Source organism: Cupriavidus sp. 05T41 (assembly GCF_056396525.1).
This window is the reverse complement of the sequence record NZ_JBFTLQ010000130.1, coordinates 1-14849: the sequence shown is the minus strand read 5'-3', so window position 1 is coordinate 14849 and position 14849 is coordinate 1. Positions and strand designations below refer to the sequence as shown.

Sequence of the window (14849 nt, the reverse complement as noted above, 5' to 3'; positions counted from 1 at the left end):
GTAATGACCTCGGGTCTAGCCATCCTCGGGCGTCTCCATTGCATTCAACCGGGCAGGCTGAATACCATGGACAGGCCCTCAGGCGGACATTTGAACTTTGCTAGAACCGGACATTACAACTTTGCCGCTACATCCAATGTTCGCATAATGAGGATTATGTTAAATGCAGTAATCTGGCAAAACCGTGCTGAAGTACCGCCTGTGTGCAAGCCTATCTTCCCGCTCGGTGCCTGACGCTCGCTCACACCGTATATGCATCACAGCTCCGTCCTCGTGGAACAGTGGCGACCGAGAGCCCGTAAGTGTCATGCCTCTAGGCGCCTGGCTCGCCGACTCTGCGCCGGCCAGGAAACGGCATCAGCCTTGCGACGCGCTGGCGAGCACCACTTGGCCTGCGGCCTCATTCAGTCTCGTCAACCGACACTCTCCACGCATCGGTCGGAGCCTTTCTCCGCTTGTGTCAAAGCGACGTCAATTTTCTTGCCGCTTGGACAATCACGAATCCGCGCTGCTATATTGCGTGAACTAAACCTGMCTCGGATCCCATGGCACGCTCGCTTGCGCTCGTCGCGTTGGCCGCTTCGCTCTATGGTTGCGCCGGCGCCCCGTCCTTCGGACTGTTTGGCGCCTATTTTCCGCTCTGGCTTCTGAGCGCCGTGGTGGGCATCGTGGGCGCCGTCATCTCCTGGCGGGTGTTTGTCATGACCGGCTGGGCGGATATCGTCTGGTTCCCGCTGCTGGTGAACACGGCAATCGGCCTGATGATCGCTGAAGTCGTCTGGTTAATCGGTACGGGGCACATCCTATGAAAATGGCCGGCGCCCGTAAGAACCCCCTGCGCGGCAAAGTGGTTGCCCTGGTAATCGTCCTGCTTGCCGTCCTGCTTTCCGTCTATGCCTGGCATCGCACCGCACGGTTTCCGTCTTCCGACGATGCCGCGCTCGATGCAGACATGGTTCATGTGGCCTCGCCCGTGGGCGGCAAGGTCGCCAGGATCCTGGTCAGCGAAAACCAGCAGGTGGCCAAGGGCTCCGTGCTGTTCGAGATMGATCCGGTGCCGTACCGGCTGGCCGTGGCCCAGGCGAGTGCCGACCTGGAACTGGCGCAGGCCACGCTGGGCACGCGCCGGCGCACGATTTCCACCGAACGCGCCAATGCCGCGATTGCATCGGAGCAGATCGCCCGCGCCKAACAGAACTATGCGCTGACCGCGCGCACCGTGGAGCGCCTGCGCCCGCTGACCGCGGATGGCTACGTGCCGAAGCAGCAGCTCGATCAGGCCCAGGTGGCGCAGCGCGACGCGGCTGTCTCGCTGAAACAGGCCAATGTGCAGCGTGCCGCGTCGGCACAGGCGGTGGGCACGGTCGACGATGCCATGGCGACGGTGCGGGCGCGCGAGGCKGCGCTGGCCATCGCCCAGCGGGCGCTGGATGACACTGTGGTTCGCGCCCCGCACGATGGCCGCGTTAGCGGCCTGACCGTGCTGTCCGGCGAAGTCGTGCTTCCCAACCAGTCGCTCTTCCTCCTGGTGCATACCGGCGAATGGTTCGCCGTGGCCAACTTCCGTGAAACGCAGCTTGCMGAAATCCACGTGGGCGACTGCGCCACGGTCTATTCGATGATCGACCGGGGCCATGCCATCCGCGGCAAGGTTGATGGCATCGGCGTCGGCATCACCGATACCGAGCGGCTGAACCTGCCGCGCTCCCTGCCCTATGTCCAGCCGTCGGTGAACTGGGTKCGCGTGGCCAAGCGATTCCCGGTGCGGATCAAGCTGGAAGATCCGCCGGAAATGCTGGCCCGGGTGGGTGCAAGCGCAACCGTCGAGATCCGGCATGGCGCGGCCTGCAACTGACAAATTGCGTCCGGGGCTGGCCGATATCGGCGCCCTGCTGGCATCGTTCCCCGGGCGCGCGGCGGCTACCACGCGCATTGCAGTGGCCTGCACGCTGACGGTACTTGTCACCAGCATCTATGGCACACCGGAAGCGGCCATCTCCGCCTATGTCGTCTTCTTCATCAATCGGGCGGATCGCACCACCAGCATCGTGATGAGCGTGGCGGCGCTGGTGCTGGTCACCATCATTGTCGGGTTCGTGATGCTGCTGGCCGATTTCAGTGTCGACGATCCGCTGCGCCGGGTGGCATGCATGGCTGTGYTGTCGGCCGCCCTGCTCTTCCTGACGTCTGCCAGCAAGTTGCGCCCGGTGGGCGCCATCATTGCGATGATCATCGGGTTCGCGCTCGATGAACTCGGCCTGGTGCCCGGCGGCGAGGTGGCCACGCGCGCCCTGCTCTATACCCTGCTGATGGTGGCGATCCCGATTGGCGTGAACGTGGTGGTCAATCTGGTGCTGGGCCCGTCCCCGCGCCGGCTGGCATCTGACCGGCTGGCGCATTGCCTGCGCGCAGCGGCAGCCTGCGTGCGCGATCCACGACCAAACGGTGCCGCGCTGCATGCGTTGTTGCATGATGGCGTTCAGCCGGTGGCCGGATGGCTGAAGCTTGCCAGGATCGAAGGCTCGGCCAACGCCATCGACTCGGCGGCGCTGCACCATGCGGCGGCGTCGACGATGGCGATCCTGATGGCGGCCGATGTCGCCGGCCGGCAGCCGGGCGCGCTGCCCGCATCGCTTGCCGATCCGATTGCCGACACGCTCGACGCGATGGCGCGCATGCTCGATGCTGGTGGCTATCCGGTGGAAATCGGGCTGGTCCTTCCAGATTCCAGCCAGCTTGCCCCGGCGCAGGCGGCAGCCGCCAGGGAATTGCACTCGGCCATCAATGGCTTTGCCCAGCCTCCCGAGCCTGGCACGGTCAAGCCCGCGGCGCMCGCAAGCAGCMGCGGCGGCTTCCTCGACGCCGACGCTTTTACCAACCGCGACCACATCCACTACGCGCTCAAGACGACCGGCGCGGCCATGTTCTGCTATCTCCTCTATCAGCAGCTGAACTGGCCGGGCATCCATACCTGCTTTATCACGTGCTATCTCGTGTCGCTCGGGACCGCCGCGGAGACCGTGGAGAAGCTCTCGCTGCGCCTGGCCGGTTGTCTGGTCGGCGCGGCCATCGGCACGGCGGCACTCGTGTATATCGTGCCATCGTTGTCATCCGTKGGCGGACTGATGCTGCTGGTCTTCGCGGGCTCGTGGCTATCCGCCTGGATTGCCCAAGGCTCGCCACGCATTGCGTATGCTGGCTTCCAGGTCGCGTTTGCGTTCTATCTGTGTGTCATCCAGGGCGCCGGCCCGGGRTTCGACCTKACCATTGCGCGCGACCGCGTCATCGGCGTGATRCTCGGCAACCTGGTGGTCTATCTGGTGTTCACGCGTATCTGGCCGGTCAGCATTGCCGGGCGCATCGAGGCGGCACTGGGCCGACTGGTCGCGCAATGGCAGCAGCTGGTAAATGCCAGGCAGCCCGACGACCGGCGCAGGCATGCGGCGGCCGCGCTGGCTTTGCAAGGCAGTGTMGTGCAAGACCTGGTCCTCGCGCACTACGAACCTGCGTCCGTGGGTCCGGCAGCTGGATGGGTCGACGACCGCCGGCAGCGCCTGCGCAAGCTCGACGCAATTGCCGGACCGGCCTTCCTGCTCGCCGAGCGGTTCCCGGGCGACCCCGACCTCGCGCAACGGCTTCGCACGCTGCTGGCCCACGACGTGGCTCCGCAACCGGTGCAGCCCGCCGAATCCGCGGCCGCCCCCGGCCACGATGAACCGGTCCGCGACGCCCTGCTSGCGCTCATCGACAAACGCCTCGCCGAATCCCCTGACGACTCCGCCGAGGCGCCCCATCCTTCCTCGATCCATGCGCAAACCTGATTCGCTGGGGGCTCCGCTATCGCTGATAGCTGTGATGCTGGCCGGTTGTGCCACGTCGTCGCTCGATCTGGCACCGCCGGAACCCGACCGGCCGTGGCAACCCGCCACCACGGCGTCCGGAGAGATCGTGCCTGGCGCCGCGGCCAGGCCGGCAACCACGACAAGATCGTCCGGCTACGCGCTGCCTGCCAACGCGGCGCTGGCTTCGCTCGCACCGCCGCCCGCACTCGATCCGGCGCATGCATACTCGTTGCCGGAACTGATCGATATGGCCGAGTCCGCMAACCCGCTGACGCGCATMGCCTGGAACGACGCGCGCAATGCCGCGCTGGCCGCGGGCATCGCCAAGGCCAGCTATCTGCCGCATATCTCGGCCGCGGCCATGGGCGGATACCAGAACGGGCATCTTTCCACCAACACGGCCCTGGGAACCGCAGGCGCCAATACGTCCAGCCACGGCGCGGTGTCGGTGCTGTCGCTGCAATGGCTGCTGTTCGATTTCGGCGAGCGTGCGGGGATTGTGGGTGCCGCGGAGCAGGCTTCGATCGCGCTCAATATTGCGTTTACGGCCGTCCACCAGCACATCGTCCACGAGGTGAGCGTGGCGTTCTATCGCTATCAGGCGGCCCGTTCGCGCGCCGGCACTGTGCAACAGGCGATGACCAACGCGGATGCCGTGCTCACGGCGGCCAGGGCCCGCTACCAGCGCGGCATCGGCACGGTGGTGGAGGTGGCGCAGGCCACGCAGAACCGTGCACAGACCAACMTGGCGATGGTGCAGTCGCAGGGAGCCGAAACCGACGCGTATCTGGCCTTGGTCACAGCGATCGGCATCTCGCCGCTATCGAAGCCGCGCATCGCCGAGATGCCGGTGCGGCCGTTGTCGCCGGCCCTGCGCGGCTCCATCGAGCAGATCGTCGAGGATGCGATCGCGCGGCGGCCCGACGTGCTGGGCGCCTATGCGGCCGAGCGGGCCAGCCAGTCCAAGGTCAAGGCCACCGAGGCGGCGTTCCTGCCCAAGGTGTTCCTGTCCGCGTACACGTCGTATGCATCGGGCGGATCGGCCATCACGGCGATTMCGCCGATTGGCCAGCAGCCCCCGACGCTGAACCTCAACGGCTATCGCTACGGCGCCAGCGTATTTCTCGGGGTTTCCGTGCCTCTCTACGACGGCGGCCTGCGCTMGGCCGCGCTCGCGCAGGCGCGCAATGACGTCGATAGCGCATCGGCCCGCCTGACGMGGGCCAAGGACGAATCGGTACGGCAGGTGGTAGTCAGCCAGAGCGCGCTCGAATCGAGCCTGGCCGCGTACGACGCGGCCAGGGAACTGGCCGACGCGGCCCAGGTCACCTACAACGCGGCGTTTGCAGCGTACAGCAAAGGCGTGGGGACGGTGACCGAAGCCAACCTGGCGCAGAACCAGTTGCTATTGGCTCGGAACGCGTCGGCCGATGCCTATAGCGGCGCACTGGCTGCGGCCGCTACGCTGGCGCTCGCGACCGGGGCGATCGGCTCGGCGCCGTGACCGGCTGAATGCCGGCGCATTCCTGCCCAACCCGCAAGCTAGCGCGCCAGCGAACTGACAGGCCCCGGTTGCGCAGCGGCGCTCAGGCGCCGTCGAGGAAGGGATTGCGTTGACCCATGCGCGTGCCCAGCGCATCGGGAGCCAGGCTCATGCTGGCTGGATCCACCGCCKGAGAGGGACTGCGCGCGAGCKAGGGGTCGGCCGGTACCGGCGCCCTACCCTGTTGCATTGGCTGGACGCCGCCTTGCCCATATTGTTCGAGCGCGGCGGGCATCGCCCCCTGGGCGACCTGCGTTGTCGCAGGCACGGCCTGCATCGGCATCGCTTCTCCCGCTTGTGCGCTTTGTGCCGGCATCGACTGCGCAGGCTGCGCGGATTKCATCGGTTGGTTGGATTGCATCGGCTGGGTCGGCTGAACGGGCTGGGCCTGCTGCGCGAGCAGCGGGAAGGACGCGATCAATGCGCCAGCCATCAACAGGGATTTCGCCAGATGTTGCTTCATTCGATACCTCCTAGAACGCCTACAGGCATGGGAAGGGCCACTGTAGCGCCGAGGCGTCTAACATTCTGTTCGATTTTGCAACGGTGATTTACCAGCCTTGCGATCTGCCGCGAGGCAGGTTAAGTGCGCGCGCGACACCTTGACGGCGCCCAACCTTGATGCAACCGTCCGCCCCGCGTGGCTCGCTTGCTCAAGCCAGTCCCACGTGGCGCTGCAGCCGTCCCAGCCCCGCCCAATGCGGCGGCACAAGCCACATCCGGCTGCATTTCCCTGCTATCTACGATCACGCGCTGCGCCCGTCTGGCACCAACGCGCCTCAGTTCACGCTGCCCGTGCTCATCATGGAACTGGGTCCGATCACCCATGCGGACCTTGGATGCCAGAACCACCGTGCCCGGTCGACGCTGACAAGAAATCTGCCGTTGCTTATCGCGCAAGGGTAGGTTTCGCGCACCGCTGCCAGGCCGAAGCGGCACGCCCTTCACGCCATGGGCGTCAGCCGAGATCAACCGCCATGATTGGCTCGGAGTCGGCGGAAATCACTGCTGCGAGCGCATGGATTTCTGGCAGCAGCTTCCTGAAGTAAAAGCGTGCCGTGGCTACCTTGGACGCGTAGATGGGATCAGTAGAGGGACCGTTGGACAGGCCAATCGCAACCATACGAGCCCAAATCCATGCAAGACCCACGTGGCCAGCGAGCCGCAGGTAGGCGGCTGCAACGCTGCCCTCAGCGTGAGGATCCTCCTTGACTGGACGGCATGCGGGTACGCAGTTCTCTGCGCAAGATCTTGCCGACCGTGGACTTTGGCAACGCATCGATAAGCGTAACGTGTCGTGGCATCTTGTATCCCGCAAGCTGTGTGCGGCAGTGAACCTCCACTTGCTCCCTCGTCAGAGTGGGATCGCGCGGGACAACAAACAAGTGGGGTACCTCGCCTGAACGCTCGTMGGGAACACCGATACAGGCAACCTCCATGACATTTGGCATCATGGCCACGACAGCCTCGATCTCGTTCGGATAGACGTTAAATCCCGAGACGAGAATCATGTCCTTCTTGCGGTCGACCATTGTCATGAACCCCTGCTMGTCCATGGTCACAATGTCTCMCGTTCTGAACCACCCCTCGTCAAAGAACGCCTTCCGTGTTTCCTCCTCCCGGTTCCAGTAACCCCTGAAGAGTTGTGGGCCCTTGATAAGTAGCTCACCCGCGCCCCCCAGTGGAACGTCCTGATCATTGTCATCCAACAGGCGTACGTCCGTAGAGGCAACGGGAATGCCGATCGTCCCACTGCGGCCTGGCGGATTGAAGGTGGCGCTCGGCGAGGTCTCCGTGAGTCCGTAAGCCTCGGTAACGGCAGGCGCCCCCGTAGCGCGCCAACGCTTGGCTACGGCAGCCTGGATCGACGCTCCGGCGCCCACCACCAGTTGCGTAKCGCTGAAGTCGACGCAATGAAGCTCCGGCTCATTCACAAGGCTGTTGAACAATGTGTTGACGCCTATGAACATCTGAAATGGCCGCCGCTTCATCTCCGCAACCACCGACCCGGGATCTCGCGGATTTGGCACCAACCGATTTTCGCTGCCCACCGATAGCGCCAGCAACGCAGTGGCAAGCGGAAAGATGTGATACAGCGGCAGAGGCGTCACCATCGAAGCCTGCGGCGCTGTCAGTGCCGGCCTCGCCCATGTCAGAACCTGGGCCAGACTCGCACTGACCGACTTATGCGTGAGGATCGCGCCCTTGGATACGCCTGTCGTACCACCGGTGTACTGCAGGATCGCGATGTCCTGCGCCGTCTGGGAGACCTCGGCGAGCTTCCCTCTGCTTCCCTGGAGGATTGCTGTCGCCAATGGCAGGAGTCGACACTTGCCCGTCGCGTCGACTGCTTCAGCAAGTTCAGCATCGGCAGCCGCTGCCGGAAGTTGTCCGGCGACACGCTTCATCMCGACCACCGGCGCTGTCAGTACCAGCGAAATGCCTGTTTCTGCCAGTACTTGCTGCAATGACTGCTGCAGTTGGTCAGCAACGATAATGCCGGCCGCGCCAGAGTCCTGCAATTGGTGCTTCAGCTCACGTGGCGTGTAGAGCGGATTGACGGGCACCGCCACCATTCCTGCGCGGAACACCGCAGCAAGGCCAATGATGAAGGCGGGGCAACTGGGCAACATCAACGCCACGCGATCCCCCTTCTTCAATCCCGACTGCTGAAGAAAGGTCGCCAGCGCCTCGGAAAGGAGGCCAAGCTCTGCGTAGCTCAGCGACTCCCCGAGGCACGTCAGGGCCGGGCGCGCCGAGAACGAAGTGACCGTCCTTTCAATCATCGCTCCGAGCGTAGCTGTCTCCTMTACCTCGATCTCGAGTGGCATCCCGGGCGGGTAGGATCCATGCCAGCGTCTGGCTTCCATATTGACGTCTCCTCAATTGTTATGCCCCAGTTGTATCCGGGGTTGCTTCGCTCCGTTCCCAGCGGGTGGGATGGCGAACTCTCGGCTTGCCGGCGTGCCCAAATGATCGCGTTCTCTGAGCCGGATCTGATACCAGAAAACGCCGCAATATCTTTGGTTAACGTTCGTTTGGTAAACGATCGTAGGTTACCCGTAGGACCATGTCAACATGTATTCACGACCATCGACCACCCGCGCAGCCCCACGCAGCCACCTTCAAGGTGGAGTGAATGCGCTGCCATTGGCGCCCGCTCTGACAAACGGCTCTCAATCCTAAACGATMGTAATGCTATACTTCCCGCAGGTTGATATATTCAAGGTGAGCCGAATGCGATACTCAAGCAGTCACAAGCAGGAGACTCGKGAGAAGCTTCTGAACAGCAGCAGAGCGATTGCCAAGAAGGGAGGATTCGAGTCCACCGGGATCGATGCCCTGATGGGCGCGATCGGGCTCACCGGAGGTGCCTTCTATAGCCACTTCGGCTCMAAGACTGAGTTGTTTGCAGCCATCGTCGAGCAAGAACTAACCAACAGTTCGGAGATGCTCGCAGGCGAAGAGACCGGCGAAGACCATTTCGTAAGATGCATCCGTAGCTATCTGAGCAGTTCTCATGCGCTGCATCCTGAAACAGGTTGTGCCCTACCGACCTTGGGCGCGGAAATTGCGAGGGCCGATCCAGAGGTCCGCGCCACAGTGGAGCGAGCCGCGAAGAAACTGCACAACAGCTGGAAGGATCGCCTGAACGATCAAGATGCTGCCTGGGCATTGGTCGCGCAATGCGTGGGAGCGATCTTGCTGGCCCGGGTTGTTGAATCTGACCGAACCAGGCAGCAGATCCTCGCATCCAGCCGCCGCTTTCTCGGACGGTCTATCGAGGCGCTCGAACCCCTGAGCAAGACCTGAGCCATGACAGGTTGGCGCCTGCGCTACGCMCAGGCGCAACGCTGTTCTGAGGCCTGCGAGCACATCGAACCCGCCATCTACCTTCCCTGACCAAGCGGGCCCAGCCCTTGCGCCGCCGAGTTCTTTCCCATCCATTTCTGTCAATCTCGCTGCAGGAGACAACATGAGCCGCATAAGCGTCCAGTTTCACTTCGATTTCGGCAGTCCGAATTCTTACCTTAGCCACAAGGTCATCCCAGGCATTGAGGCTCGCCAGGGTGTCACGTTTGAATATGTTCCCGTGCTGCTTGGTGGCCTGTTCAGGCTGACCGGAAACCGATCGCCGGCAGAGGCATTTGGGGGCATCAAGAATAAGCCGGAGTTTGGACAACTGGAGATGCAGCGTTTCATCGCCAAGCATGGTCTGACGGCGTATCGGCACAACCCTTACTGGCCCGTCAACACCTTGCAAATCATGCGCGGCGCCGTGGCTGCCCAGAAGCATGGAACCTTCGCGTCGTATGTCGATGCCGTGTTCGCCAATATGTGGGAACAAGGTTTGAAGATGGATGATCCTGCAGTGATTGCGGGCGCTTTGAACTCCGCTGGCCTGGACGGCGACAACTTCCAGAATCACATCGCGGATGCCGAGGTTAAGCTCACCCTGCTGTCGAATACAGAGGACTCTTTCAAACGCGGCGCCTTTGGCTCGCCGACCTTCTTTGTCGGCGACGAGATGTTCTTTGGGAAAGATCAGTTGCGGGATGTCGAGGAGGAAATCCAGCGCGCGAAAGCGCGACTGAAGTAAGACAGCGGGGGCCTGCACAGGGCTTCCGCACGAGACCGGAAGCCCCGCACGCAATTTTTTAATGAGGCGGGCAGTGCGTCACGCAGTGACCCGACCTGAGGCCCTCTTCAGGCAGGCCCGCTTCATGCCGAGGCGGTCTGCGTGGATCCCCTCGCAGGCCTGTCCAGGCGCACTTCCCATAGGCCATGCCGCGGCACCTTCTCGTTTGAGTACTTGCGGGATTCGATGATAGTTTCCCGCAACGCCTTCTTCTGCAGCTTTCCAGTCGGCAAGCGCGGAAAGTCCAACACAAATGCGAAGTACTTGGGCGCGCGTATCGGGCCGAGCCTTTCACGGCAAACTGCACTAAGCGCTTCGGCAAGTATCTCTGCTGCATCAGGCATTCGTTCAACCTGGATCACCGCATAGACGGACTCGCCATACTCGTCATCAGGAACGCCGAACACCGCCGCGTCCAGAACCCGGGCATCCGTAAGCAGCACCTGCTCGATTTCCTGCGGATAGATGTTCACGCCCCCCGATATGATCACGAAATCCCGACGGTCAGACAGATAGAGGTAGCCGTCGCCGTCGAGGTGCCCGATGTCACCATAGGTCCACCAACCTTGCTTGCTGCGGCTCAGCGTCGTCTTATTGGCGTCGTTCCAGTATGCAAAGCTGGCGCTCGTCTCGAAGAAAATCGTACCCGTTGCGCCGGGCGGCATCTCATCCTCGTTGTCATCCAGGACATGAATGACGCCATCGGTCGCCTTGCCGACMGAGCCTTTGTGCCGCAGCCACTCCTCTGAGGTGATGGAGCAAGCGCCGATGCCTTCCGTGCCCGCGTAGTACTCGTGCAGGATCGGCCCCCACCAATCGATCATCGCCTCTTTTGTGTCCACGGCACACGGCGCCGCCCCGTGGAGCGCAACGCGATGGCTGGAAAGATCGAACTTCGCCCGCGTGATGGGATCCAGCCGAAGCAAACGGTGGAACATCGTGGGAACCCATACACTATGAGTGACACGGAACTGCTCGATTGCCGTCAGCGCCACTACAGGGTCGAAGCGATCCATCACCACCGCGGTACCGCCCATTGCCAGCGTCGCGGAAACATTTCGGTGCGGTGCTGCATGATAGAGAGGAGAGGTACACAGGCTGACCATCATTGGGCCGACGCCAGGCTGGCCTGCATATGACGCGTCTCGTGGATCCATCGCGTCGTACGGAATCGGCGGAATGACCTTTCGCACGCCCTTTGGACGACCCGTCGACCCGGATGAATACATCATTTCCCGACCGCGCGCGGGATCGGGAATTAGCGTGCAAGCGCTTGAGCGAAGCGCCTCCTCCAGGCTCTGGAAGCCCGAAATGGCACSCCCCAACGAGTAGCAAGGCACGGTGCCAAAGTCGGACGCAGCCAGGTTTTTGCTTCCTGTCGCCGAGGTTGAGACAACGACCGCACTTGCGCCGCAATCTCCGGCAATGTAGCGCAGATCCTCCTTGCTCAGGCTTGTCGACGCCGGGGTAAATACGACCCCCGCTCGCTGACAGCCCCACGCCAGATAGAGAAATTCAGGGCAATTCCCCACGGAGAAGAGCACCGCGTCTCCGCTCTGAATGCCGATGCTGCGAAGCAAATTGGCAACGCGATTGGCCCCTTGCTCGAGTTCGAGATACGTGATCTCTACCCCTGCAGGGACGAATACCGCAGCAACTTTATCTGGTGTCGTTAGCGCGAAGTGTCGTGGATGAGGCATTCTTCAACTCACATGGTTCCGACAACAGCAGCAACAGCAGCAACAGCAGAAACTGCGGCAACTGCAGGTCCAGGCAGGAGCGCTCGGCGGCATTGCGTATGCCCTTCCCCGCCCAAGGACATGGTCAGCTTCGCGCACTGCGTCAGACACGTTCAAATAAACGTTCGTTTACCTATCTGACGTTAAGTTAAGTCTTCAGCCCTGTCAAGCCCGACTGGACGCGGTAGGTGGACGATGACTGCATCGCCTCATCGGCATCCCGCTTGACAAGCTCCGCCCCGAAGATTAACGTCCGTTCACTAAACGATCATTTTCATGGAGACGCCGTGACATCAGATAGTTCGGAGCCCAACGTCGACGTCTGGCGCCGCGCAGAAGGTTCGGACATCCGTGACCGACTCGCGGGCAATAACCAGGACGCGGCAGCGCGTGGCGTGTTCGKCGTTCCGTCCTTCTTTGTCGATTCTGAACTCTTCTTCGGCAACGACCGGCTGGAATTCGTACGTGCCGCGCTTTCATCCAAGTCAATCCAAAAAGAGGCCCTTCCATGACCAAAGGAAAACTCGCCCTGATAACGGGAGTCGGCCCGGGCACCGGGCTGGCTCTGGTCCAGCGCTTTGTGGCGGGCGGCTACCAGGTAGCCATGATCGCCCKCAACCAGGAGCGTATTGCAGAAATCGCACGCGAGTTGCCTGGCTCCCACGCCTATCCCGCGGACGTCACCGATGAGTCGCAGCTKAACAGTGCGTTGGATCGCATCCAGGCCGAGCTAGGCCACCCACAGGTATTGGTGCACAACGCTGTGGGCGGTTCGTTTGGCAACTTCCTGGAGATCGAACCGCAGGTACTGGAGGCGAACTTCCGCACCAATGTCATGGCCCTCCTTCACMTGGCCCGGCGATTGGCGCCAGCCATGGTGGAGGCAGGCCACGGCGCCATCGTCGCAACTGGCAACACTTCCTCGCTCAGGGGCAAGAGCAACTTTGCCGGCTTCGCACCGACGAAGGCTGCTCAGCGAATTCTKGCAGAGTCAATGGCCCKGGAATTGGGCAAGCAAGGCGTACACGTCGCGTATCTCCTCATTGATGCGGTGATCGACCTCGCATGGACACGCAAGAGGTATCCGGGCGCTCCGGATGACTTCTTCATCCGGCCGGCTGATATTGCAGAGGAAGTCTGGCACGTCACGCATCAGCCAAGAAGCGCCTGGTCCTTCAACGTCGAGATCCGCCCCTTCGGCGAGAACTGGTAAGGCTTCGACCAGGCATAGCGCCAGCGAACGCGACGCGATGTAGACAATCGTCGAGCAGGAATGGTGTCACCGGCGACTTGCCGCCAACGGGCGGCATCCTCGTTGCTACGGCTTTGAGTTGAGCCTGCGGCGTACATTGACCGCCTCACTGAGCATGTCCAGCACGGCCACCGAATCATCCCATCCTATGCAGGCATCGGTAATGCTCTGGCCGTATGTCAATGCGGACGGACTGTGCTCTCCCGGGGTGAACTTCTGCGCGCCGGGGAGCAAGTGGCTCTCGACCATGGCCCCGAAGATGGATCGATTGCCGCTGCTGATCTGTTGCGCCACGTCGCGCGCTACATCAATCTGCCGCTTTGGCTGCTTGTTGCTGTTGGCGTGGCTGAAGTCCACCATCAGCAAGTTGCCGAGCCCGGCAGCGTCAAGTTCCTTGCACGCGGCCGCCACGGAATCCGCATCGTAGTTGGGGGCCTTGCCGCCGCGGAGAATGACATGGCAATCCGGGTTGCCCTTGGTGTGTACCGTCGCCACCTGCCCGTTCTTGTGCACCCCCAGGAAGTGGTGCGGACGAGAAGCGGCCAGTATGGCGTCGATAGCAATCTTGATGTTGCCGTCGGTGCCATTCTTAAAGCCGATCGGTGCTGAAAGACCCGAAGCCAGCTCGCGGTGCACCTGGCTTTCTGTGGTCCGGGCACCAATTGCGCCCCAACAGATCAGGTCGCCTATGTACTGCGGCGAGATCACGTCCAGCAGCTCACCGGCCGCCGGCAAGCCGAGGCGATTGATGTCAACCAACAGGCTGCGCGCTATGCGCAGGCCCTCGTCGATGCGGTAGCTCTCGTCCAGATAGGGGTCGTTGATCAACCCTTTCCAGCCGACGGTGGTGCGGGGCTTCTCGAAATACACGCGCATCACGATCTCAAGCGAGTCGGCGTGCCGCTGCCGMTGTGCCATCAACAGCCKCGCGTACTCGAGTGMTGCCTGCGGGTCGTGGATCGAGCAAGGTCCCATGATCACAAGCAGCCGGTCGTCCTCGCCATGCTGGATGCGGGCGATGCGCTGGCGCGTCTGCGTGACCAGCGTTTCGACAGCCGTGTTCCGGATGGGGAAAAAGCGGATCAGGTGTTCTGGMGGCGGCAGCGGAACGATGTCTTCGACGCGCGCGTCGTCGGTCACGCTGGTGCGATCCGGCGGCGCTTGCCAACCCTCGGCGATGGTGGGCGGAGACTTCTGCAGATCATTCATGGCTATCTCTTGGAGCTAAGACAAAAACCGCCGGTGCGTGCCGGCGGTCCAGGTTCGGTGGCGCTGCTTCCATCCATGCGCGGTAATTTCCTCCGCCGGTGTGCTGCGAGGGGCATACGGAAGAAGTCGAATCAGGATGAGCCAATTGGAAATCGTGCATCATCGGAACCACGTGCGTCAAGTATCAGACTGCCTGGATGAGGCATTCCTCGAATGGGCTCAGAGCCAACACTGCGCATGCTTCGCCCAGCGTTTCGATGATCACGGATAGCATGAAGTTGCCGATCAGCTTCATGAGATTCGCCTGCGAGGGATCGGCTCCCACGATACCCCGGGCAGCTGAGCCTCGCCGGGCAGCGCCAACAAGGATGGCTGTCGGCGAGCACCGCCAGMGCGTCGCCATTGCATGCGCCCCGGCCATCGGTCCGACCGGCGCTGCAAATTGGTCGCTATAAATCAGCCGCCCAAAAGCAAACCCCCCCAGTACTTGCGTACTGAGGGGTTTCAAGGGAGAGCCTGGCGATTACCTACTTTCACACGKGTAATCCGCACTATCATCGGCGTGGAGTCGTTTCACGGTCCTGTTCGGGATGGGAAGGGGTGGTTCCAACTCGCTATGGTCACC

13 protein-coding genes and 1 rRNA gene are annotated in these 14849 nt (G+C 62.3%); 8 read left to right on the top strand and 6 right to left on the bottom strand.

Annotated elements, in window-relative coordinates; all coding sequences use genetic code 11:
- The first annotated feature begins 545 nt into the window (after positions 1-545).
- From AC1DKV_RS38100 to AC1DKV_RS38085, 4 genes are read left to right on the top strand one after another with little or no spacing between them, the layout of a single operon-like run.
- On the top strand, positions 546-809 hold the full coding sequence (locus AC1DKV_RS38100; RefSeq protein WP_441624165.1) for a hypothetical protein: 264 nt from the start codon (positions 546-548) through the stop codon (positions 807-809).
- Positions 806-1855, top strand: a complete 1050-nt coding sequence (mdtN, locus tag AC1DKV_RS38095; RefSeq protein ID WP_477139489.1) for a multidrug transporter subunit MdtN — start codon at positions 806-808, stop codon at positions 1853-1855. Before AC1DKV_RS38100 ends, mdtN begins: the two co-directional genes overlap by 4 nt.
- On the top strand, positions 1836-3821 hold the full coding sequence (locus AC1DKV_RS38090) for an FUSC family protein (protein WP_477139488.1): 1986 nt from the start codon (positions 1836-1838) through the stop codon (positions 3819-3821). The genes mdtN and AC1DKV_RS38090 overlap by 20 nt, the downstream gene beginning before the upstream one ends.
- Entirely contained in the window at positions 3808-5346 is a 1539-nt protein-coding gene (locus AC1DKV_RS38085; RefSeq protein ID WP_477139487.1) for a TolC family protein, read from the top strand. Before AC1DKV_RS38090 ends, AC1DKV_RS38085 begins: the two co-directional genes overlap by 14 nt.
- Positions 5347-5428: 82 nt before the next feature.
- On the opposite strand, the gene AC1DKV_RS38080 is transcribed toward AC1DKV_RS38085, so the two are convergent.
- The 3 genes from AC1DKV_RS38080 to AC1DKV_RS38070 all read right to left on the bottom strand — a co-directional run bounded on the left by AC1DKV_RS38080 (position 5429) and on the right by AC1DKV_RS38070 (position 8255).
- A complete protein-coding gene (locus AC1DKV_RS38080; protein ID WP_477139486.1) occupies positions 5429-5848 on the bottom strand; it encodes a hypothetical protein in 420 nt (139 codons plus the stop codon).
- A gap of 495 nt (positions 5849-6343) precedes the next feature.
- Positions 6344-6664, bottom strand: a complete 321-nt coding sequence (locus AC1DKV_RS38075; RefSeq protein ID WP_441624156.1) for an acyl-CoA dehydrogenase C-terminal domain-containing protein — start codon at positions 6662-6664, stop codon at positions 6344-6346.
- Complete coding sequence (locus AC1DKV_RS38070; RefSeq protein ID WP_477139485.1) at positions 6576-8255, bottom strand: AMP-binding protein; 1680 nt, start codon at positions 8253-8255, stop codon at positions 6576-6578. The genes AC1DKV_RS38075 and AC1DKV_RS38070 overlap by 89 nt, the downstream gene beginning before the upstream one ends.
- A gap of 367 nt (positions 8256-8622) precedes the next feature.
- On the opposite strand from AC1DKV_RS38070, the gene AC1DKV_RS38065 reads away from it, so the two are divergent.
- Positions 8623-9198, top strand: coding sequence for a TetR/AcrR family transcriptional regulator (locus tag AC1DKV_RS38065; protein WP_441643645.1), 576 nt, complete (start codon positions 8623-8625; stop codon positions 9196-9198).
- Positions 9199-9361: 163 nt separating this feature from the next.
- Positions 9362-9985: a 2-hydroxychromene-2-carboxylate isomerase gene (locus tag AC1DKV_RS38060; RefSeq protein WP_441624150.1), complete on the top strand. Its 624-nt coding sequence runs from the start codon at positions 9362-9364 to the stop codon at positions 9983-9985.
- Between the two features lie 122 nt (positions 9986-10107).
- On the opposite strand, the gene AC1DKV_RS38055 is transcribed toward AC1DKV_RS38060, so the two are convergent.
- A complete protein-coding gene (locus AC1DKV_RS38055; RefSeq protein WP_477139484.1) occupies positions 10108-11724 on the bottom strand; it encodes an AMP-binding protein in 1617 nt (538 codons plus the stop codon).
- Between the two features lie 326 nt (positions 11725-12050).
- Here AC1DKV_RS38055 and AC1DKV_RS38050 point away from each other — a divergent pair, with 326 nt between their 5' ends.
- Positions 12051-12275, top strand: a complete 225-nt coding sequence (locus tag AC1DKV_RS38050) for a DsbA family protein (RefSeq protein WP_477139483.1) — start codon at positions 12051-12053, stop codon at positions 12273-12275.
- A complete protein-coding gene (locus AC1DKV_RS38045) occupies positions 12272-12976 on the top strand; it encodes an SDR family NAD(P)-dependent oxidoreductase (protein ID WP_477139482.1) in 705 nt (234 codons plus the stop codon). Before AC1DKV_RS38050 ends, AC1DKV_RS38045 begins: the two co-directional genes overlap by 4 nt.
- A 105-nt stretch (positions 12977-13081) precedes the next feature.
- Here the strand turns inward: AC1DKV_RS38045 and AC1DKV_RS38040 are convergent, their stop codons facing one another.
- Together AC1DKV_RS38040 and rrf are read right to left on the bottom strand one after the other, a co-directional pair.
- Positions 13082-14224, bottom strand: coding sequence for a 3-deoxy-7-phosphoheptulonate synthase (locus tag AC1DKV_RS38040; RefSeq protein ID WP_477139481.1), 1143 nt, complete (start codon positions 14222-14224; stop codon positions 13082-13084).
- Positions 14225-14738: 514 nt separating this feature from the next.
- Positions 14739-14849 (bottom strand): 5S ribosomal RNA (rrf, locus tag AC1DKV_RS38035); the annotation flags it as partial.